At 31.3% G+C, this 21,363-nt stretch carries 23 protein-coding genes; 7 read left to right on the top strand and 16 right to left on the bottom strand.

From position 1 onward, the window contains the following. Positions 1-96 precede the first annotated feature (96 nt). On the top strand, positions 97-720 hold the full coding sequence (lexA, locus tag F1592_RS00580; protein ID WP_053017907.1) for a transcriptional repressor LexA: 624 nt from the start codon (positions 97-99) through the stop codon (positions 718-720). A gap of 229 nt (positions 721-949) precedes the next feature. On the opposite strand, the gene F1592_RS00575 is transcribed toward lexA, so the two are convergent. The 5 genes from F1592_RS00575 to F1592_RS00555 form a co-directional block, all read right to left on the bottom strand. Next, complete coding sequence (locus tag F1592_RS00575; protein ID WP_053017906.1) at positions 950-1,975, bottom strand: CAP domain-containing protein; 1,026 nt, start codon at positions 1,973-1,975, stop codon at positions 950-952. Between the two features lie 14 nt (positions 1,976-1,989). Next, positions 1,990-2,967, bottom strand: coding sequence for a GMP reductase (guaC, locus tag F1592_RS00570; protein WP_037537140.1), 978 nt, complete (start codon positions 2,965-2,967; stop codon positions 1,990-1,992). Positions 2,968-3,113: 146 nt separating this feature from the next. Continuing rightward, on the bottom strand, positions 3,114-3,383 hold the full coding sequence (rpsN, locus tag F1592_RS00565; RefSeq protein WP_011275862.1) for a 30S ribosomal protein S14: 270 nt from the start codon (positions 3,381-3,383) through the stop codon (positions 3,114-3,116). 180 nt (positions 3,384-3,563) lie between these two features. Beyond that, positions 3,564-3,713 (bottom strand): 50S ribosomal protein L33, encoded by a 150-nt coding sequence (gene rpmG / locus F1592_RS00560; RefSeq protein ID WP_001265708.1) that lies wholly within the window; start codon positions 3,711-3,713, stop codon positions 3,564-3,566. An 89-nt stretch (positions 3,714-3,802) separates the two neighbouring features. Continuing rightward, complete coding sequence (locus F1592_RS00555; protein ID WP_053017904.1) at positions 3,803-5,317, bottom strand: catalase; 1,515 nt, start codon at positions 5,315-5,317, stop codon at positions 3,803-3,805. A gap of 215 nt (positions 5,318-5,532) precedes the next feature. Here F1592_RS00555 and F1592_RS00550 point away from each other — a divergent pair, with 215 nt between their 5' ends. Beyond that, positions 5,533-6,987 (top strand): amino acid permease, encoded by a 1,455-nt coding sequence (locus F1592_RS00550; protein WP_053017903.1) that lies wholly within the window; start codon positions 5,533-5,535, stop codon positions 6,985-6,987. A gap of 139 nt (positions 6,988-7,126) precedes the next feature. Beyond that, entirely contained in the window at positions 7,127-7,441 is a 315-nt protein-coding gene (locus F1592_RS00545) for a hypothetical protein (RefSeq protein ID WP_011275865.1), read from the top strand. Between the two features lie 86 nt (positions 7,442-7,527). Here F1592_RS00545 and F1592_RS00540 read toward each other — a convergent pair whose 3' ends face one another. From F1592_RS00540 to F1592_RS00525, 4 genes are read right to left on the bottom strand one after another with little or no spacing between them, the layout of a single operon-like run. Continuing rightward, positions 7,528-8,331: a Cof-type HAD-IIB family hydrolase gene (locus tag F1592_RS00540; RefSeq protein ID WP_037537143.1), complete on the bottom strand. Its 804-nt coding sequence runs from the start codon at positions 8,329-8,331 to the stop codon at positions 7,528-7,530. Positions 8,332-8,383: 52 nt separating this feature from the next. Next, the gene (thrB, locus tag F1592_RS00535; protein ID WP_037537144.1) at positions 8,384-9,301 is read right to left on the bottom strand and encodes a homoserine kinase; all 918 of its coding nucleotides are present in this window, start codon (positions 9,299-9,301) and stop codon (positions 8,384-8,386) included. Positions 9,302-9,303: 2 nt separating this feature from the next. Continuing rightward, positions 9,304-10,365, bottom strand: coding sequence for a threonine synthase (thrC, locus tag F1592_RS00530; RefSeq protein WP_053017902.1), 1,062 nt, complete (start codon positions 10,363-10,365; stop codon positions 9,304-9,306). Between the two features lie 5 nt (positions 10,366-10,370). Beyond that, positions 10,371-11,648 carry a homoserine dehydrogenase gene (locus F1592_RS00525; RefSeq protein ID WP_149809490.1) on the bottom strand — a complete coding sequence of 426 codons (1,278 nt, stop codon included), beginning with the start codon at positions 11,646-11,648 and terminating at the stop codon, positions 10,371-10,373. Positions 11,649-11,846: 198 nt separating this feature from the next. Here F1592_RS00525 and F1592_RS00520 point away from each other — a divergent pair, with 198 nt between their 5' ends. Continuing rightward, complete coding sequence (locus F1592_RS00520) at positions 11,847-13,229, top strand: aspartate kinase (RefSeq protein WP_107609987.1); 1,383 nt, start codon at positions 11,847-11,849, stop codon at positions 13,227-13,229. A gap of 65 nt (positions 13,230-13,294) precedes the next feature. Here the strand turns inward: F1592_RS00520 and F1592_RS00515 are convergent, their stop codons facing one another. After that, on the bottom strand, positions 13,295-13,876 hold the full coding sequence (locus tag F1592_RS00515; RefSeq protein ID WP_037537148.1) for a hypothetical protein: 582 nt from the start codon (positions 13,874-13,876) through the stop codon (positions 13,295-13,297). Between the two features lie 286 nt (positions 13,877-14,162). Here F1592_RS00515 and F1592_RS00510 point away from each other — a divergent pair, with 286 nt between their 5' ends. Beyond that, a complete protein-coding gene (locus tag F1592_RS00510; protein ID WP_053017899.1) occupies positions 14,163-15,020 on the top strand; it encodes a hypothetical protein in 858 nt (285 codons plus the stop codon). A 62-nt stretch (positions 15,021-15,082) separates the two neighbouring features. On the opposite strand, the gene nucI is transcribed toward F1592_RS00510, so the two are convergent. Next, the gene (gene nucI, locus F1592_RS00505) at positions 15,083-15,619 is read right to left on the bottom strand and encodes a thermonuclease NucI (protein ID WP_053017898.1); all 537 of its coding nucleotides are present in this window, start codon (positions 15,617-15,619) and stop codon (positions 15,083-15,085) included. Between the two features lie 167 nt (positions 15,620-15,786). On the opposite strand from nucI, the gene F1592_RS00500 reads away from it, so the two are divergent. Further along, complete coding sequence (locus F1592_RS00500; protein ID WP_011275874.1) at positions 15,787-15,978, top strand: hypothetical protein; 192 nt, start codon at positions 15,787-15,789, stop codon at positions 15,976-15,978. A 240-nt stretch (positions 15,979-16,218) separates the two neighbouring features. Then, positions 16,219-16,398, top strand: coding sequence for a hypothetical protein (locus tag F1592_RS00495; RefSeq protein ID WP_011275875.1), 180 nt, complete (start codon positions 16,219-16,221; stop codon positions 16,396-16,398). A 154-nt stretch (positions 16,399-16,552) separates the two neighbouring features. Here F1592_RS00495 and F1592_RS00490 read toward each other — a convergent pair whose 3' ends face one another. The 5 genes from F1592_RS00490 to cls all read right to left on the bottom strand — a co-directional run. Beyond that, positions 16,553-17,155, bottom strand: coding sequence for a response regulator transcription factor (locus tag F1592_RS00490; protein ID WP_149809491.1), 603 nt, complete (start codon positions 17,153-17,155; stop codon positions 16,553-16,555). Next, the gene (locus F1592_RS00485; protein WP_107610040.1) at positions 17,152-18,249 is read right to left on the bottom strand and encodes a sensor histidine kinase; all 1,098 of its coding nucleotides are present in this window, start codon (positions 18,247-18,249) and stop codon (positions 17,152-17,154) included. The genes F1592_RS00490 and F1592_RS00485 overlap by 4 nt, the downstream gene beginning before the upstream one ends. After that, the gene (locus tag F1592_RS00480) at positions 18,250-18,987 is read right to left on the bottom strand and encodes an ABC transporter permease (RefSeq protein ID WP_053017896.1); all 738 of its coding nucleotides are present in this window, start codon (positions 18,985-18,987) and stop codon (positions 18,250-18,252) included. A gap of 3 nt (positions 18,988-18,990) precedes the next feature. After that, complete coding sequence (locus F1592_RS00475; RefSeq protein ID WP_107610041.1) at positions 18,991-19,857, bottom strand: ABC transporter ATP-binding protein; 867 nt, start codon at positions 19,855-19,857, stop codon at positions 18,991-18,993. Positions 19,858-20,045: 188 nt separating this feature from the next. Further along, positions 20,046-21,363: cardiolipin synthase (cls, locus tag F1592_RS00470; protein WP_149814150.1), on the bottom strand; the 1,318-nt coding region annotated here is incomplete at its 5' end.

Raw genomic sequence — 21,363 nt, 5'->3', positions numbered from 1 at the left:
CATCTGTTCTTAGTCAACATAAAAACGAACAAATGTTTGTTCAATATTTAAATCAGTGCTATAATATAGTTAAATAAAATTAGGGAGTGCCTATATATGAGAGAATTAACTAAACGTCAAAGTGAAATATACGATTATATTAAACATGTAGTACAAACTAAAGGATATCCACCAAGCGTACGAGAAATTGGTGAAGCAGTAGGGTTAGCGTCAAGTTCAACTGTTCATGGTCATCTATCTAGACTGGAAGAAAAAGGATATATTAAACGAGACCCTACGAAACCGAGAGCCATTGAAATTGTTACCGAACAAACTAACGATGCAGTTAATATGGAGGAAACAATTTATGTTCCTGTAATTGGTAAAGTTACTGCCGGAATTCCGATTACTGCAGTTGAAAATATTGAGGAATATTTCCCTTTACCAGAACATTTAACATCAACTCACAATAGTGATATCTTTATTTTAAATGTTGTGGGTGAAAGTATGATTGAGGCAGGTATTTTAGATGGAGATAAAGTTATAGTTAGAAGCCAAACCATTGCTGAAAATGGGGACATCATTGTTGCGATGACAGAAGATGATGAAGCAACAGTTAAACGCTTCTATAAAGAAAAAACACGTTATAGATTACAACCTGAAAATAGTACAATGAGTCCTATTTATCTTGATAACGTTACAGTTATCGGTAAAGTTATTGGTTTATACAGAGAACTGTAGTTTTAATTTCTAAAATTTACGTTAACCTCTCTCTTATATATTTCTATACACAAAGAACTAGCAAAGTCTACAATGTAAACTTTGCTAGTTCTTTTGCTTTTCATTTTCTTTTTTATTCAAAATTTCTTTAACCTTATCTAGAATATCTAGTTTATTAACATCTTTAGTTGTCATAATATCAACTTCCTTATCAACTAAAAGATACCCTTAATAAGTCGCATTAAAACACTTAGCCCGTATAATTTTCTGTCCAATATGGTTGTCGTTTGTCATTAAAATCAACGCCTACGCCTAGAGTACTGAAATTTGTATTCAATATATTCTTTCTATGACCAAGTGAATTCATTAACCCCTCATGAGCAAATATACTATTTTGTTGCCCATACGCTAAATTTTCACCTGCCGCATTGAAATCAATGTCATCATCTTTTAATCGATCAAAAGGAGATTCACCATCTAAATTGTTATGATCAAAGTAATTTTGTTTTACCATGTCTTCACTATGATTTCTTGCTGTATTAGAGACATCTTTCGAGTAACTAAGTGTATTCAGCCCATGCTGTTTACGCTCAGAATTAACTAAATCATAATTTTGATATTCAAAGCTTTGTTCTAATGTTGAAGATGGCGCACCGTAATGTTGAGTCAACCTTTTTTCCATGGCGTCACTAACTTGAAGTAATGCAGTAACACCATTGTCCTTATGTTTATCATAAAAAACAGTTGTATAAATATTATCTTCATGGAAAACATCATACTCATCGCTACTTATATCAACACGGTATCTACCTTTAACAATTTCCTTTAAAGGTTTACCGAGTCTATCCTCAACAACATTTTTAGGGGTGTTATATTTCACCTTAGATTTAGATGTAATGACATTTTGATTACTATATAAAGCATTGACTTTATTCCCTAAATAGCTAACCATTATGAAATTATCGTAATCATTATTGTAATAGGTATACCATTTGGCGCCATATTCATTAGATGTTACTCTTTTAGGTTTCCCCAATTGATTTTCAACTTTGTCTTTAGACATATTCATCTGAATATTATTAATAGCAAAGTCCTGTTCTGTAGGTGTTTTGAGCGTATTGTTTTTTAAACTCGAATCTTGATTCATAACTTGCTGAACTTTACTTCTTACGTCATTCTGAAATTTTACTAGTGTTTGATTTTCCTTTAATGGTATGAATAAAGCTACAACTAATAACACCAAAGAAAATAAAAGGAATTTTTTAATAACATACACCTACCACTCAAGTTCTAATCCTTGTCCCCATTAAAAATTGAATTTCGCACTATAACATAATCGACAGTTGTTAATGATTTTAAATCTTTCCCACCTGCATATGAAATCGAGCTTTGTAAGTCTTGTTGCATTTCAACTAAAGTATCTTTTAATGATCCTTTATGTTCAACAAACATTTTTTTACCTTCAACATTCTTGTGTTCACCTTTTTGGAATTCAGATGCACTACCAAAATACTCTTTATAACGTTTGCCGTCTAATTCAACAGTTTCACCTGGTGATTCTTCATGAGCCGCAAATAGAGACCCTATCATTACCATGCTTGCACCAAATCGAATTGATTTAGCAATATCGCCATGTGTTCTTAAGCCACCATCAGCGATTATAGGTTTACGCGCTGCTTTACTACAAATATTTAATGCTGCTAATTGCCAACCACCAGTGCCAAAACCAGTTTTTATTTTTGTGATACAAACTCTACCTGGTCCAATACCAACTTTAGTTGCATCTGCACCTGCGTTTTCAAGTTCTCTAACACCTTCTGGCGTACCAACATTTCCAGCAATTACAAATGTTTTTGGAATATATTTTTTTATGTGTTTAATCATTTTAATAACTGAATCCGAATGACCATGAGCTATATCAATCGTAATATATTCAGGAACTAATTGTTTGTCAGCTAATTCTTCAATAAACTTAAATTCATTTGCTTTAACACCTACAGAAATAGAAGCAAACAATCCTTCTTTTTGCATGTTTTGAATAAATGGAATACGAGCTGCTTCGTCAAATCGATGCATAATATAAAAATAATCATTTTTAGCGAACCAATGCGCTAATTCTTCACTCATAACAGTTTGCATATTCGCTGGCACAACAGGTAACTTAAACGTTTTCGGTCCAAATTGAACAGTTGTATCACATTCCGAACGACTTTCAACTATACATTTATTTGGAATTAATTGAATATCTTCATAATCAAAAATTTTCATACTTTTTAGCCCCTATACAATCATATTTATTAAGTAAAAACGAACGTTTAGTATATTAAATATAAAAATCATTCATTTTCTCACCCTTATATACTTTACAATTTTTTAATTGTCTTGTAAATGGACTAAAGTACTAGATTTGTATTTTACCAACTTGATTTTTTAACGCCCGGGATTTGTCCTTTGTGTGCATGTTCTCTAAAAGCAATTCTAGACATTTCAAATTTTCTTAATACACCTCTTGGACGTCCTGTTACTTTACATCTTCGAGTTAAACGCGTTGGTGAAGAATCACGTGGCAACTTACGTAATGCTTCATAATCTCCTTTAGCTTTTAATTCTTTACGTAATTCATAATATTGATTAACTAATTTTTCTCTTTTCATTTCTTTAGCAATTTTAGATTTTTTTGCCATATATATCACTCCTGTTATTTTAAATCGTAATAATTACGTTTTATATAATAACACATGATTTTAAATTTACAAGACTGATGACTTAATTTCATTTAAATAATTAAAAAACCGAAGTATAAGATTATTATACTTCGGCAAGTTCTTACTTTATCTTTAATGTCGTATTTAAAAGATAAGAGATTATTTAGTTTCACGGTGTAGCGTGTATTTATTTAATCTTGGGCAATATTTTTTCATTTCAATACGCTCAGGATTATTACGTTTATTTTTAGTAGTAATATAATTACGATCGCCACATTCTGTGCAAGCTAATGTTACATTAACGCGCATAATTAACATCCTTTCTCATTTAACTAGGAATACTTACGATTTAAGATTTTACCATATTAAAATGCTCTACGCAATCTAATTTTATAGTACTATTTAAAATTCTCGTATGTTTCGTCGTTAGTACCTTCTAAATCAACATCATTAATATCGATTTCTAATGCTTTGGCAACACCTTTACCATATTCTGGATCAGCTTTATAACAATGACGAATGTGTCTATGTTTAACGTCTTCACTCACACCATCCATTGCATTTGCTGTGTTAGTAAAGATTCTTTCTTTGGCATCATCAGATTGTAAACGGAATAATTTACCAGGTTGTTCAAAGTAATTATCATCATCTTGTCTTTGATTGTACTCATAACCGTCTCCATCTACTGGAAATGCTGGTTTTTTATATTCAGGTTGTGATTGGTAAACACCTTTATTATTTGGATAATAATGAGGTCCACCACCTTGATTTCCATCAAGGAATCTCATTTGACCATCACGACTGAATGGACACATATTTTCAATGCCAACACCTTTAGGTTGGTTAACAGGAATTTGCCAGTGATTGACACCTAATCTATAACGTTGCGCATCACCATATGAGAATAGACGTCCTTGTAACATTTTATCTGGTGAGAAGTCTAAACCAGGAATAATGTTTGTTGGAGCGAAAGCAGCTTGTTCAACATCCATGAAATAATTCTCTGGGTTTCTATTTAGCTCAAATTCACCCACTTCAATTAATGGGTAATCACCTTTATACCAAACTTTAGTTAAATCAAACGGATTATCAGGATGATTTTTAGCTTGCTCCTCTGTCATAACTTGGATATACATTTTCCATTTTGGATAATTGCCATTTTCAATTGCATCGTATAGGTCACGTTGTGATGATTCTCTATCTTGACCTACAATTTCAGCCGCTTCATCATCTGTGTAGTTTTCGATGCCTTGTTGAGTTCTGAAATGATATTTAACCCAAACACGTTCACCCTCGTCATTGTACATAGAATACGTATGTGAACCGAAACCATGCATATGACGGAAATCTTTTGGCATACCTCTATCTGACATTAAAATTGTAACTTGGTGAAGTGCCTCTGGTACGCCAGTCCAGAAATCCCAGTTATTTTGAGGACTTCTCATATTAGTACGTGGGTCTCTTTTAACAGCACGGTTTAAACTAACAAACAACTTAGGATCTCTAAAGAAGAACACGGGTGTATTGTTACCTACTAAGTCCCAGTTACCTTCTTCCGTATAGAATTTAAGTGCAAATCCACGGATATCTCTCTCTAAGTCAGCTGCCCCACGTTCACCGGCAACTGTTGAAAATCGTGCAAACATTTCTGTTTGTTTACCTATTTCTGAAAAGATTTTAGCATTTGTATATTTCGTAATATCATTTGTTACAGTAAATGTACCAAATGCACCTGAACCTTTAGCGTGCATACGACGTTCAGGAATTACTTCACGATCAAAATGAGACATTTGTTCTAAAAAGTATGCATCTTGCATTAATAATGGACCTCTCGGACCAGCTGTCATACTATTCTCTCTATCTGAAACAGGGTGCCCAAATAAACCAGTTAATCTTTTATCATCTTTCGCCATAGTTAATTCCCCTTTCACTTATTTATAATTATTATAATTTAGAATCTACTATAATTAAACCCATAACCCCTATAATTAAAACATTTTAAAAAACCTTATAAAATGTCAGAAAATTTAAAATTTTTAAGCTAAATTGTTTAAAAGTTATTGAATACTGTCCCTAAAAGGATTAAAATGGTTTGTATATTTTAAATTTTAGAATTAGGAGACATCATATGGAAGATAACAATATGAAAAGAGGTCTTAACTCAAGACACATATCTATGATTGCTATAGGTGGCGCAATTGGTACAGGGCTCTTTGTAGCAACAGGTAGTGTTGTTGCTCAAGCTGGTCCTGGGGGCGCTATATTAGCCTATTTATTAATTGGCATAATGCTTTACTTTTTAATGTCGTCAATTGGAGAGTTGGCAACATTTTATCCAGTTTCAGGATCATTCAGTTCATACGCAACGCGATTTGTAGACCCTTCTCTAGGTTTTACAATGGGCTGGTTATATTACATTATGTGGGCACTAGTTTCCAGTGTAGATGTTATGGTTGCTTCAAACGTATTGTATTATTGGGATGTATTTAAATTCTTTAGTCCACTTACTTGGAGTTTAATCTTTATCACTATTGTATTTTTATTAAACATCTTCACGGTTAAAGCTTTTGGAGAAACTGAATTTTGGTTATCACTAATTAAGGTAGTAACTATTATTATATTTATTATTGTTGGTTTCTTGATGATCTTCGGTATATTAGGTGGCCATTCTTATGGCTTTGAAAATTATACTAAAGGTGAGGCTCCATTCGTGGGTGGTTTATCTGGTTTCTTAGGTGTCTTACTCGTTGCAGGATTCTCAGTTGGTGGTACTGAAGTTGTAGCAGTGACTGCTGGAGAATCTGATAATCCAGAAAAAACAATGCCTAAAGCTGTTAAACAAGTTTTTTGGAGAATTTTATTATTCTATGTATTATCAATTGGTGTTATTGCAGCTATCATTCCTTATACTGACCCATTATTGTTAAATGAGAATGAATCTGTTACACAAAGTCCTTTCACAATTGTATTTGATAGAATTGGTGTTGCTTTTGCCGCTTCTGTTATTAATGCTGTTATATTGACATCATTATTATCTGCGACAAACTCAGGTGTTTATACTACTAGTAGAATGTTGTTCTCTTTAAGTGATGAAAAACAGGCACCTAAATTCTTAAGTAAGCTAAACGATAAGTCTAAATTACCTTTAAGAGCATTAGTTACAACATATATTTTGATTGTAGCGATTATTATAATTGCTAATTTTTATTCAAATGCTGTTTTTAGTTTGTTAAATATTATTGGTTCATTGGTAATCATTGTTTGGGCAGCTAGTTCATGGGCACAAGTAAGATTGCGTAAAGCTATTAAACGTCAAGGTCAAGATATCAATCAACTTTTACCTTATAAATCACCATTGTACCCTCTTGGACCAATTTTAGTATTTGCAACTTTAATTTTCTTATACTTTGGTAATTCAATTGGAGATTTATTCGATGGTAATATAGGTAAATTTTTCGTTAACATTTTACCTATTATTATTTTAGGGCTCATTTTCTTAGCTCATAAATTAATAAGAAAAACGAAGTTCGTTAAATTAAATGATATGGATATCACACCACATCATTATCATAAAGATAATTAAATAATTAAATGCGAGCATTGAAAGTATAGTAAATCCTTTTTAGTGACTCGCATTTTTGATTTCAACATATTGATATTTTCGAAAAAACAGTTATCTAGTATAATAGTAGTAAAGATAATGACTTAGAGGTGAAAGCAAGATGGTTGGTCAAACAAACTTATTTGATGATGTCATTAAGAGTGAAGAACGTTTCGTTATAGTTGTACAATCTCTAGAAGAAAAAAATGGTCAATTACTAAAACGTACATTAAGAGAGTACCCTAGTCTTGAACATGACCAAATGGAAAATTTATTTACACATTTAAAAGATGTATTTAGTACTGAACCATTCAGTGAAAACCAGTCTGCATTTACAATTACAGTGTATACAAATTTAGATTATGCTGCTGATCAAGTTTACGCTTATGTAAAGCGTTCAAAAGGAAAGCACGAATGGACACATACTGCTAAATAATAAAAAGGCATGAGATCGAATGGATCATTCATCATGGTAATTATGATGAAATAAACAACATTCGTATTCTCATGCCTTATTTTGTATTACAAAAGTGTTTTTAAAGCTGCGGGAATACCATTAGAATCGTTATCTAACGTTATTTTGTCTGCAATAGCCTTCAGTTCCTCATTTGCATTTCCCATCGCGATAGCACAACCCACTACTTCAAACATTGATTGATCATTTAAACTATCACCAAAACAAATCACTTCAGATAATGATACATTTAATTTTTCACATAATGCTTTAATCGCATTACCTTTTGAAACATCCTTTGCCATAAATTCTAAAAAGAATGGTTTACTTGTTGTTACATCAATTTCTGAGTTAAAACTTCCATGCATATCATCACGTACTTTAGCAATATTTGTTGCGTAATCAACGCCCATCGCTTTTGGAACGCTATCGTTAATATAAGCTTTAATATCATCTACACGTTTCATAGGTAGCCCTGTAAGTTCTGATTCAATATCTCGATATTCATGATCACCATCATGGATAATATGACCATCTTGATATGTCAGGATTAAAAAGTTATGTTCACGACAAAAATCCACAATAAGGTCAAAATTCTTCTTAGATACACTTTGACTCACTTCTACTTCTTCAGTTGCTACTTTGATAGTTTTACCGCCGTTGTAACTGATGATATAACTATCATGAACATCTAATTGTAATTCTTTTGCAATTGGTAGCATACCTTCAGTTGGTCTTCCTGAAGCTAACACTACTTTATAGCCTTGATTTTGAATATCTATCAAGTAATTTTTAGTTTCTTTACTTACTTTATTCTCACTATTAATTAAAGTATCGTCCATGTCCATAACGATCATTTTATAATTACTCATATCTGAAGTGTACTCCTTTCGAAATTTACTCGTTTATATTTTACAATAAATTTTATGAAGGATACACAATTTCTTCAACAACGCCAATTTCATTGATTGTTGCTAATTCTGAATGACATGTTGTAACGGCTTGTCTTAACGCTCTAACTAATTGACCACTCTTCTCCTTAGGACTCATTGTTAATATGGTAGGCCCTGCACCACTAATTACTGTCGCATATGCATCATATTGTTGAGCTATAGCTTTTACCTCTTTAAATTCAGATATTAAATGTTGGCGATATGGCTCGTGGAAGCCATCCTGTGACATCATTTTCCCAGCAAGTTCATAATTATGTTGAATTAATGCACACAGCATCGTATTACTTATTGCACTACTTTGAACCGCGCGCTTATGAGAAAATTGATCAGGTAAAACGTTACGAGAATCTTCAGTCTTTAATTCATATGGAGGTATAGTTAAAATAATATCAACATCTGGCACATCAATATGTGCTACATTCGTTTCTTTAGTATCTGGATTATAGAAGCCTGCTAATAAGCCACCATAAATTGTAGGTGCAACATTATCTGGATGACCTTCTATTTCTGTAGCTAATTGAAGTAATTCATATTTAGAAAGCTGAATATTGCCAAAATAATTTGCAATGTATAAAGCGCCCACCAATGCAGACGCCGATGAACCTAAACCTCTAGCTAATGGTATATCACTTCGCATTTCAACACTTAAGCTAGGTAATTCTACATTATATTTAGATGCGACCTGCTGGGCCACTTTAAAAACATAATTGTCTTTGTTCTTAGGAAGTGAATCTAATTCGGAATTTAAATATGTAAATTCCCATTCTTCCCCTTCAATTCGTTTCACATAAAGATGTAAATATTTATCTATAGCCATACCTATCGAATCGAAACCAACGCCTAAATTAGCAGTAGACGCTGGTATCTTTAAGTGCAACTGTTCAGTCATTTTTACAAAGCCCCTTTAATGTAATCAATAATACTTGATTTATCGTTAGGAAGCGGTTGAATAGGGTTATCTAATATTGAAATAGCAGTATCAGGATCTTTTAATCCATTACCAGTTAAAATAGCTACTATTTTTTTGCCTTTAGGTAATTGTCCTGCTCGATGTAATTTAATCAGACCTGCAATTGAGGCGTTACTAGCTGGTTCGCTAAATACACCTTCTTTAGAAGTCATTAATTGATAAGCTTCTAAAATTTCATCATCAGTAACACTATCAATCAATCCATTAGATTCGTCTAACGCATTCGTAGCTTTAGTCCAACTAGCTGGATTACCAATACGAATAGCTGTAGCAATTGTTTCAGGGTTTTTAATCACTTTATTTTGAACAATTGGCGACGCACCTTCTGCTTGGAAGCCAAATAATCGAGGTAATTGACTACCCTTTTTCTCATGGTATTCTTTAAAACCTTTCCAATAAGCTGTAATATTGCCTGCGTTTCCAACTGGAATTGCGAGTACGTCTGGAGCTTGTTCCAATTGTTCAACAATTTCAAATGCACCCGTTTTTTGACCTTCAATACGATATGGATTCACTGAATTAACTAACTCAATTTCTTCATCATTTTCAGCAATTTCCTTAACAATTTCTAAAGCTTCATCAAAGTTTCCTTCAATAGAAACAATTTCAGCACCATACATAACAGCTTGCGATAATTTACCGAGTGCAATCTTACCCTCTGGAATAACTACAATTGCTTTCAATCCAGCTCGTGCAGCATATGCAGCTGCTGAGGCTGATGTATTACCAGTAGATGCACAGATAACAACTTTTTTCCCTTGTTCTTTTGCTTTAGTAACAGCCATGACCATACCTCTATCTTTAAAAGAACCTGTAGGATTTGCACCTTCATATTTTACATATAAATCAATATCCAACATCTTAGACAAGTTCTCACAATGAATTAACGGAGTATGTCCTTCATTTAATGTTAACTTTGGTGTGTCGCTGTTAACTGGTAAATATTCTTTAAACTCTTCAACTAAACCTTGCCATCTTTTCATAAACATTAAACCCCTTCAACTGGATAAATTTTCTCGATATTAAAATCAGCTTTACTTAAAACGTCCTCTGGTGACTGATCTAAACCTATAATAACTACACCATACGTTTGTTCATCACGTTGTTCAACTTGTAGTGATTTATGGAAAGGTAACGTTTCTTTCAATAATGATTCAAATTTTTCTTTTGATAAGTCACTATTAAGAACAACATAATAGTTTAACTTCTCTTGAATAGCTACGACATCTTCCGTATCCATGATTTCGCGAGTTGCATCGGTTTTCAATTCAAAATGAGGTGGTAATGTATGCGTATTTGATTCAAAGAATAATGCCACATTTAGTAAATCACTTACAACAGCACTTCCAGTAGCTAAGCTACCTGCACCTTTCCCATAGAACATTGTATCGCCCACTGCATCGCCCACGACATAGATTGCATTATATTCATCTTCAACTGTAGCTAGTTGATGGGATTTATGTATGAATGTTGGTTCAACTGATGCGTTAACTTTACTATTTTGATAAGTTCCCTTACCAATCAATTTAATTTTATAACCTAATTTGTCCGCGACATTGATATCAGATAAAGTTGTCTGACTTATACCACGAACTTTAACATCATTTAATTTAATGACTTGGTTAAATGATAAATAAGAAGTGATAACAACTTTACGTGCTGCATCAATACCTTCTACGTCATCAGTCGGATCTGCCTCAGCAAAACCTAGCCTTTGCGCTTCATCAAGAGCATCTTCAAACGTTGTTTGTTCACGTGTCATTTTAGATAAGATGAAGTTAGATGTACCATTTAGTATTCCCATAAATTTAGAAATGTTATTAGCATTTAATCCATTATTAATAGCATTTACTATAGGGATACCACCGGCAACACTCGCTTCGAATTTCAACGCAAGTCCCTTTTCCTCAGCTAAATCTTCTAGTAGCTTCAAATGTACGGCTAATAAATCTTTGTTTGCAGTAATTACATGTTTACCGTTTTTCAAAGCATCTCTTAACCAATTAACAGTAGGTTCAATGCCACCCATTACTTCAATAACGATATCGATAGAATCATCATTTAAAATTTCATTAACATCTTCAGTTAAATGATATCGACTAATATTTATAGGTCTTTTCTTAGATTTATCACGCACTAAAATATGCTTTATAACAATATCTTTGTTTAATGTATCTATAATTTGTTGTCGATTCTCTTCAATTATTTTAACTACACCTGATCCCACTGTTCCTAGACCAAGTAAAGCAATATTTAATTCTTTCATATTTTTATCTTCCCCCATTTGTATAACTGAGAAATACAATTGTTTTATTGAAATATACTTTATTTTAGTATACTATTAAACCATATTAAATTGATAGGACTTTTTAGTAAAAAATGTAAATACTTAGCTTTATATTATCATGTGGTATCAGAAAATTAAATAGAATTTTCTGATTTTTTAGAAAGGTTGATTAGGTATATGAAAGTGGCAAAATTCGGCGGTAGTTCAGTTTCAAATGCAACACAAATCAAAAAAGTCCTAGATATCGTTAATAGCGATTCAGATCGTAAAATTATTATTGTTTCTGCACCAGGCAAAAGACACAAAGATGATGTCAAAACGACCGATCTTCTAGTTCGATTATATGAAAAAGTAATGAATAATCTTAATTATCAGGATAAAAAGAAAGAAATTATTCAACGTTATACAGATATTTTACATGAACTTGATATGGATGATTCATTATTAAAAGTAATTGATGACACATTAGAAGAGATTATTTCAACTTTAAAAAATAAGCCTTTAAGATTATACGATGCAATTCTTTCTTGTGGTGAGAATTTTAATGCGCAATTAATTGCAGCTTATAATGATGCACAAGGTTTTAAAACGACATATCTTTCTCCAAAAGATGCAGGTATTCTAGTTACAGATTTACCACAACAAGCTCAAATCCTGGAAGAAGCTTATGAGAAGATTAGTAAATTAAAAGATATTGAAGGTAAAATTATTATCCCAGGATTCTTCGGTGTTTCTAAAAATGATTATGTCGTTACGTTCCCAAGAGGTGGTTCTGACATTACAGGTGCAATTATCGCTAGAGGAATTAGAGCGTCTTTATATGAAAACTTCACTGATGTATCAGGTATTTATAAGGCAAACCCTAATATAATTAACAATCCAGATCTTATTGAAGAAATTACGTATCGTGAAATGCGAGAACTTTCCTATGCTGGGTTTAGCGTTTTCCATGATGAAGCATTGCAGCCACTCTATAAACACAGAATTCCAGTGGTAATTAAAAATACAAATCGCCCTCAAGATAAAGGTACATTTATACGCCATGATAGAGATGTAAGTGATAAAAATGTCATTATAGGTATAAGCTGTGATAAAGGATTTAGTGTTATTAATATTAAAAAATATCTAATGAATAGACAGGTCGGTTTCACACGTAAAATTCTTGAAATATTAGAAGATTACAATATTTCTTTCGACCATATGCCTTCAGGTATTGATAGTATTAGTATCATCCTTCGAACACATCAATTAAAAGGTAAAGAAAAAGATGTACTTAACGCTATACGTAAACGTTGCGATGTCGATGAATTAAGTATTGAACACGACTTAGCGATTTTAATGATTGTTGGTGAAGGAATGAATAAAGCAATCGGTACTGCAAACACTATTACTCATGCGTTAGCAGAGTCTAACATCAATTTGAAAATGATCAACCAAGGCTCGTCTGAAATATCAATGATGTTCGGTATTTCAATTGAAGATGCAGACAAGGCTGTTTTATCTACATATGAATATTGTTATCATGGCATTTGTTTGAAAAATCTAAATAAGCAAGCATAGTTAAAAAGCATCTAGTATTTAAGTAGTCATGTTTTGTACATTCCACTTAAATATTAGATGCTTCTTTATAATTTGTTATGAGCTAATGCCTCATTGATACGTTGCTCCCCTACGACAACTTTTAATATAACAAATTGATAATAACTTAATGAGTCTAAAACCATTTTATAATTAGGTAATTGATGGTAATTTTGATTATCCAATAAGTCGTACATTAGCACGATTTCTGGTTTAATATAATCTACTCCCCATGTCAGCGAATGAAAATAAATACTATTCTTAGGAATTCTAATATTACTATCTAATCTAAATATCCACTCTTCATTTACGACATCATAAATAAAGATATTCATTAATAATTTCTCGTTAAAAGTAATATCTATGTGTGCAATTTCGGGTACACTTAATTGATCTCGATTCATTAACTTATTATTTTTATCATAATAATTTAAATGATACGTGGACGGAATTACTTTTAATACTTCAACTAGTTGTTTACGTTCTACGCATATGTCGACTCTAGAAGGTAGAATAAAATTATCACTTAAAAATAGCTGCATTGCGACTTCCCCATGAAATTTGAATGAAGTACGACATTCATTTTTTAATATTTTAACTAGCTCTTCTACATGTTGTTGATGTTCCATATTACTACCTCCAAAGGAAACGCTTTCATACATTAATTATACATATCCTTATTTCTGATTTCAATTTACGAATTGTGAAGTATTGCTAAATTTGATGTTAAACAAAATAATAAAATTGCTAAAATTAGGTAATATTTATTATTTTATTAATTTAACTTAATTTACATTTTGTTGAACTACGCAATTATAATAGATATAATTTATATGTTATTTCATATCGCTCATGTTATAACTTTCAAATTTATTGAGTGATATAAAATTAAAATTCGAACATAGGTGATGAATTATGACATTAACAATTATCTTAATTGTTATCATCGTTATACTTATTTTGGCGTTCATCTTAAATCAACGTTACATGCAAGATAGAGTTGATACAGAAGTGTACGCAAGAAATCAGATGGTAACTAAGAATGCGACGCTTAGCAATGAAAATTTAGAACTTAAAAATCAAATGCTTAGTTCTAATAATGATGTAAGTTCACATGCAAAGCGCAACGCGAAACACGTTTTAACTAGCATTCTTAATAAGTATAAAGACGAAGGCAAGTTAAAGTATTACGATATTATAACGACAAGTAATTTAGCTACAAAACATCCTTTCTTTGAATACGCTAGAACATTCGATTACATTGTCGTTTCAGATGTTGGCTTAATCAATATTGACGTCAAAAACTGGAAACAAAAAACGTTTTACCATTTTGATGCACCAGTAGACGACGATATGCAAATTGACACAAATGATGTAAATCAGATTGTCGGTCATTATGTAAGTAAACAATATCACAGTCAGTTTGATTCACCACGCAGTGAAATTTATACTTTCGTCGAAAAAATTCAAAATAATCGTGTGATTTATGAATTTTATGATCATGATCCATATGAACAAGCAGCGATTAATTCAAAAGTTTTAAAAGACGGAATTGAAAATCATTTTAATCATAAAGTACAAAGCATCGGAGTCGTTTACTTTAGCGATGGTAGCGTAAATATCATTGAGGGTTCAGAGGAAAGAGCTCAATATGTAGACACCGTTTCAACTAAATCATCACTTGAAGCGGTAATCAAAAATGCAATTGATTTATCTAAACATCCACTTTCTGAGGACCAAGTTACCAAAATCGTAAACAGCTTTAATAATTAATGCACATAATAAGCGATCGACAGTGAATCTAGATACAGATACACGTGTCAATCGCTTATTTTTTAACTCCATAAATTCACTTTATCTTTTTTAGCTTGTTGTTCATCTTTTTCAAAAAGATGACGATATTTGCCATTCGGTGAGAAGTACTTTTCACGTGCTAATCCATTTTTGACTAATTCTTCGTTGTACATAGTGTTCTCATCTAGCCACACATATGCAAGTGTCCGACCATATCTATCTTCTTTCTCTCTGTCATATTCTAAATACACATCTTTCCCATTTAAGTGTTGTTTACTATAATTAGATGCTTCTTTACCATATGGTTGAACTGGTGTGTTAGGTTTAACTGTTTCTGGTGTATCTATACCTATAAGTCTAACTTTAATTTCTTTTCCTTCACTATTTGTAGCAACAAAGGTATCACCATCTACTACTCGGTCTACATGTACTTTCTCTTTATCCTTAATGTTAGTACTGTTTGATGATTGAGAACCATTATTTTTAAAAGGTCCTGTATGATTTATAAATTGAAAGGCTAAAACGCCTACCACTAAAACAGCTAAAACGATGATACTTAATGATTTTTTCGAATTCAAAGATGTCACCTACGCTTTTTATTTCAATAATAAATATCATATATAAATTAAAATTAATCGTCAATGACAACTTGTTTTAGTTAGACGATGTTAGTATCTACTGTACTCGCAAAAAGTGAAATTATTAATCTTATCATGCTATAATAAATACGTTAGGAGTGACATCAATGTCTGAGAAAAATGAAAATTTAGTGACAGTTATAGCCGTAATTATAGCCATAATCGTCGGTGTAATACTACAAATTGTCTATAAGTTACCTATTATTGTCTCTGTCGTAGTAGCTGTATTATTAGGCGTCTTAGTAGGATTTATTGCTTATATCATTCAATCTATAATTCGCAAAAGAAAAAACAAGTAGCACAATTAGAAAATCTTAATAGAAATTTTACTTGCAACACTAATGGGAGTAAGACAAAGAATTCAAACTGAATTTTTTATCTTACTCCCAACTTTTTTTATATTTAAGGTTAACTTCTTAATATTGTGGTATTTATAAGAAATACCTTAAATGTATAAAATTAATTTTAAAAAATGATTAATTTATCACAATTTTAACTATTAAAAAGCCTCATCATTAAACAATTAGCGAGGTGTTATTATGGAAATCCTAGACGTAATTATAGATAATCACGGTCTAATTTATAAAGTACAAACACAAAATGGCCATGTATTCGAACACACTTTGGCGAAAGATACACCTCCAGATAAGGTTGCTCAAGTGTTACGGTTATTAGCCACTCATGTTGACAATCTAGAAACTCAAAAAAGAGATAATTAGTGATTTTATCAAGCCAAATCTCAAATTTTTACAATATAGTATTATATTTCACAAAAGTCAGGACATAGAGTTTTTTGGTTCTTGGAAACCATTCTCTTAAGAGCAAACTTATGTACTGACTCTTTTCTTCATATTTAACTACAACCATTAAATTCTATATCCAACCTTTTTCATTTGCTTTTTTCCATGCATCAAAGCGGTTCTCCGCTTCAAGTTTATCAATTATATTAGACGTGTAATTTCTTACAGTACCGTTTGAAAGATAGAGTTTATCAGCGACTTCTTTATTACTTAATCCTTCTCCTATTTCACGTAACACGACTTGTTCTTTATGCGTTAATGGATTAGCCTCTTTAAACAAAGATGTCATTAAAGACGTACTATATTCTTTTTCGCCATTTAAAACTTTATGAATGGTTGCAACTAAATCATCTACCGATCGTTCTTTTAACACATAGGCATCAACATCGTTTGCAACAGCTCTTTCAAAATAACCAGGCCTTTTAAAAGTCGTGACAATAATCACTTTTGTATTAATTTTATTTTCTCTTAATTGCGATAATACTTCTAAACCCGTCATTCCTGGTATCTCAATATCTAAAATAGCAATGTCAGGCTGTTGACTATTAATAGATTGTAATGCGTCAATACCATTATCAAAATCATCTATCACTTTTAAATCGTCGTGAAATTCAATTAATTGTATCATTGCTTTACGCAACATATTTTGATTTTCTGCAATTACGATTGAAATCATTGTACACCTTCTCTCGGAATCATAATATCGATAGTCGTACCCTGTTTAGAAGTGATATTAACTGTCCCGCTCAATAAAGCTACCCTATCGTTAATACTCTTTAATTTTACTTCGCTAGGTTGTTTCAGACCTATACCGTTGTCACTAATGATTAATTTAATACCATTGTCGTAACTTTCTATTTTCCCATTAATTTCAGAGGCTTCCGCGTGCTTAATTACATTGTTAACCGCTTCTCTAAGTATCATTGATAATATCGTCTGTTTAGTTGGGTTGAGGGAACTCGCACCTCTTATATTTTCAAAGTTAAAGTGAATATTTGCATCCTTTAAGATTTGTTCTATTGATTGAATTTCTTCTTCAAAAGTTTGAACTTTTAAATTTTCAATAATATGTCTTACTTTCTCTAATGTATCTTTCGAAATTTCGTTTATATTTAGTATTTCTTTCTTAGCTGCTATCGGATCTTTATCGATTAGTTTTGCAGCTAATTCAGATTTAACACTCAAACTTGCAAATACATGTCCTAACGTGTCATGTAAGTCTTGACCTATTCGATTACGTTCTTGTTCCGCAATCAAAATATTAATATATTTATTTTTTTCTTCAATTTGTTGACGATATTGTCTCTCTTTCATTATTTTAAAATTACCAAATAATATTGCCAAAATAACAATATAATAAATAATAATACTCACGACATAAAAGTGATTCGTTTGTATAATCGTTATGATGATACATGTAATCATTGAGCTTATTAATAACATAAACTCTATTGATTTTACTCCCCTTTTAAATAAAAATGGTATAGCAAATGCACTAAAAAAGAAAAATAAACTCAATGTTGGATTGTATGCATATACAAAGTAAATAATCGCTAAAAAATGAATAAAAAATAATATTAAATTGATACGATGGCTTAATGCTTCATGTAAAAGAATTAAACTAGCATATGCAAATGTAAAAATGATTACAATAAATAAATTTAATAAAAAGCTATCATCTTGCCATGTTAAATATAAACCATAATATGGAAATATTAAGTAAATTAAAGATGAAATCTCTCCCATTTTAGCGCCTAAACTACGCTTCATTTATTCCACCTCTTTTCTCTTATTAATTAATAATGCAATAATTAAGAAAATAATGCTATAAATACCTAAATTTATGAATGATTGTACATTAAAGCCATTACCTTTACCAAATTCAAGTGCCAAATGACGTAAATGATACGCTGGTGTTAGTTTAGCAATTGTTTGCATCCAATCAGGAAATGTACTAACAGGGAACCACAATCCACCAATAATGGCTAATACAATATTAAACAGATTAGCTACGCTACTTGCTTTCTGTGTCTCACTAAATTGCGTAATGATTAAACCTAATGTCAAAAACATGCTAGCACCTAACCATAAAGAAACACCAGATAAAATCCATTCACTTGCACTTAGATCTACCCCTTTATAGAAGTGTGCTACGCTGAATAAAAGCAATATTGAAGCTAAAAATAAAGTCATAGTTTTAATAATCTTAGCTAAATAATAATTTAATACTGTGATTGGTGTAGAAATTAATCTTTTATACCAACCACTGTTTCTTTCCTCGATTATTTCTAATGGAAATTGCATCAGACAAAATCCCATTAAACTGAATACCGTCATACTATACATATACTCTTTGTAAAATACTTTTTTCGCATCTGCTGGCATATCAATTAATGATGTAAACAATAAATAGAATGCCAAAGGGAAGATGAAAGCCATAAATGATGATAATTTGCGTCGAAATAATAGTTTATATTCAATATCAAGTAACGTTATGATGTTAGTCATAGTCTATTGCACCACTCTTTCTTCTTTTGAAAACATGAGTTCCAATAAAGATTTTTTATAAATTGTGATTTGATTTAAATCTACATTTATTTTAATTAGATTTGTAATAACTGCTTCAACATTTTCTGTTTGAATTTTTAAGTTACCATTCGTAATTTCTATATCATATGTTTCTGAAAGTATTTGATATTGTTCTTCCGTAAAGGTCATTATTTCAATAATTGAATTATTTTGACTAAATAAGATATTATGTGGTGTATCATTAATTTTGATACTTCCTTGTTCTAAATAGACAACTTTATCAGCCATTCTTTCGACTTCTTCAATATAATGAGAGGTGTAAAGTATAGTTATACCATCTTCTTTAAGTTGTTCAATTAGATTCCAAAAGTGTTCTCTTGTTTCAATATCCATTGATGTTGTTGGTTCATCTAATATTAAAAATTGAGGTTTGCCTATTAAAGTTAGAACAAAGTCTAATAATCTCTTTTGACCTCCTGATAATTTATTAGCATATTGTTCCAATTGAAGATTAGAAAATTGAGTTAATTTTTGAAACTCATTAAATGTCATAGGATCGGTATATAATTGTTGATATAAATGATATAGTTCTTTTACTTTAATGAGCTTAGGTAAATTCGTAGTTTGAAATAATATGCCCATATTATGTGAGGATATTAAATTAAATTTATCTTCGACTGTTCCACTATTCGCATGCTTATGACCAATAAGTATATCTATTAAAGTGGACTTTCCTGCACCATTTTTTCCGATTAATGCAGTACACTTTCCTTCCTCGATATCTAATGAGATATTATTCAAAACCGTCTTTTTACCAAACGATTTCTTTAATTGATTGATATATATCATAACGACCTCACATCCTTTTAATTTATATATCTACTTTATCTTTTAATCGAATTTAAAATTAGTTCAAATTGTCACGACTTTAATATGACATTTGTCATATTAACTACGACGAGGTATCAAAAAAGAGATTAAGCAACTTTAAATTGCTTAATCTCATAATTTTTAACTATTAAATTAGATTCCTTTTGCTATAAAATTGGTGATACTAATTTTGCAATATCTTCTTTAACTTTAATTGAAAGCGAACGTTTCTTGTATTCCTCTAAAGTTAATAGTTTTGATTTTTCAATGTCTTCTTCGTATGCTGCTCTGATCTTTTTAGCGATCTCTTTATCATAAATAAAAGCATTTACCTCAAAGTTTAAAGCAAAACTACGATAATCCATATTAGCTGAACCGACACTACAAATTTCATCATCAATCATCATGACTTTTGAATGAATAAAGCCATTTTGATACGTATAAATTTTCACACCACTACTTAACAATTCGGCAGCATTTGAAAATGTCGCCCAATATACAAACGGATGATCTGGTTTACATGGAATCATCAAGTGTACATCAACGCCAGCATTCGCTGCCATTTTAAGTGCATTGATATACGATTGATCTGGAATAAAGTAAGGGCTTTGCATATATATAGATTTTTTTGCACTCATAATCATTTTAGTATATCCATATTCAATCTGATGTAAATCAAATGCTGGACCACTTGAAGCAATTTGAATCGCTGATTTCCCTTTATGCTGTCTTTTTTTAGGAAAGTATTTATCATCATATTCAAATTGTGGGCGGTGCGCTTGTGAATTCCAATCTAATATAAAACGTATTTGTAATGCGTCTATAACGTCACCTTCAACACGTATATGCGTATCTCTCCAATATCCTAGTTTACCAAGTCCTAAATAATCATCGCCAATATTAAATCCTCCAATGTAACCAACTTGACCATCAATCACTATAATTTTTCTATGATTACGGTTATTCATTCTAAAATTGATAAGTGGAAACTTAGATGCAAAAAACGCTTCAACTTCGCCACCTAATGATTCAAAATGATGAAATTTCGACATTCTTACTTTTTTAGAGCCTACATCATCATATAATATTTTAACTTCTAGTCCTTCTTTGAGTTTCGTTTCTAATGCATCTAAAATACGATGACCTAAGCCATCAAGTTCAAATGTATAATACTCTAAATGTATATAGTTCTTAGCGTTATAAATGTCTTCAATCACTTTCTCATATAGCTTATGACCATCTGTAAATAAGTCAATGTGATTATCTTCGGTTAAAAATGCATCTTGTTTGTTTAATAACATTCTAATTAAATCTCTGTGTTTTGTTACTTGTTGATTATCAGTTTGATAATTGTGTGCATCAAATTGTTTAACTTGATCCTTTATAACACTTTTAAATGTATCTAATTCCTTACCATTATTTTTCTCCATTTTTCTTTTTGAAACAGTTCTGCCAAAAAATAAAGGTTCTATAATAAATTGGACT

It is taken from the genome of Staphylococcus sp. GDX7P312P, from assembly GCF_008385775.1.
GTDB lineage: Bacteria > Bacillota > Bacilli > Staphylococcales > Staphylococcaceae > Staphylococcus > Staphylococcus haemolyticus.
The sequence above is the reverse complement of the archived record's forward strand: the minus strand, read 5'-3'. Positions and strand labels throughout refer to the sequence as shown.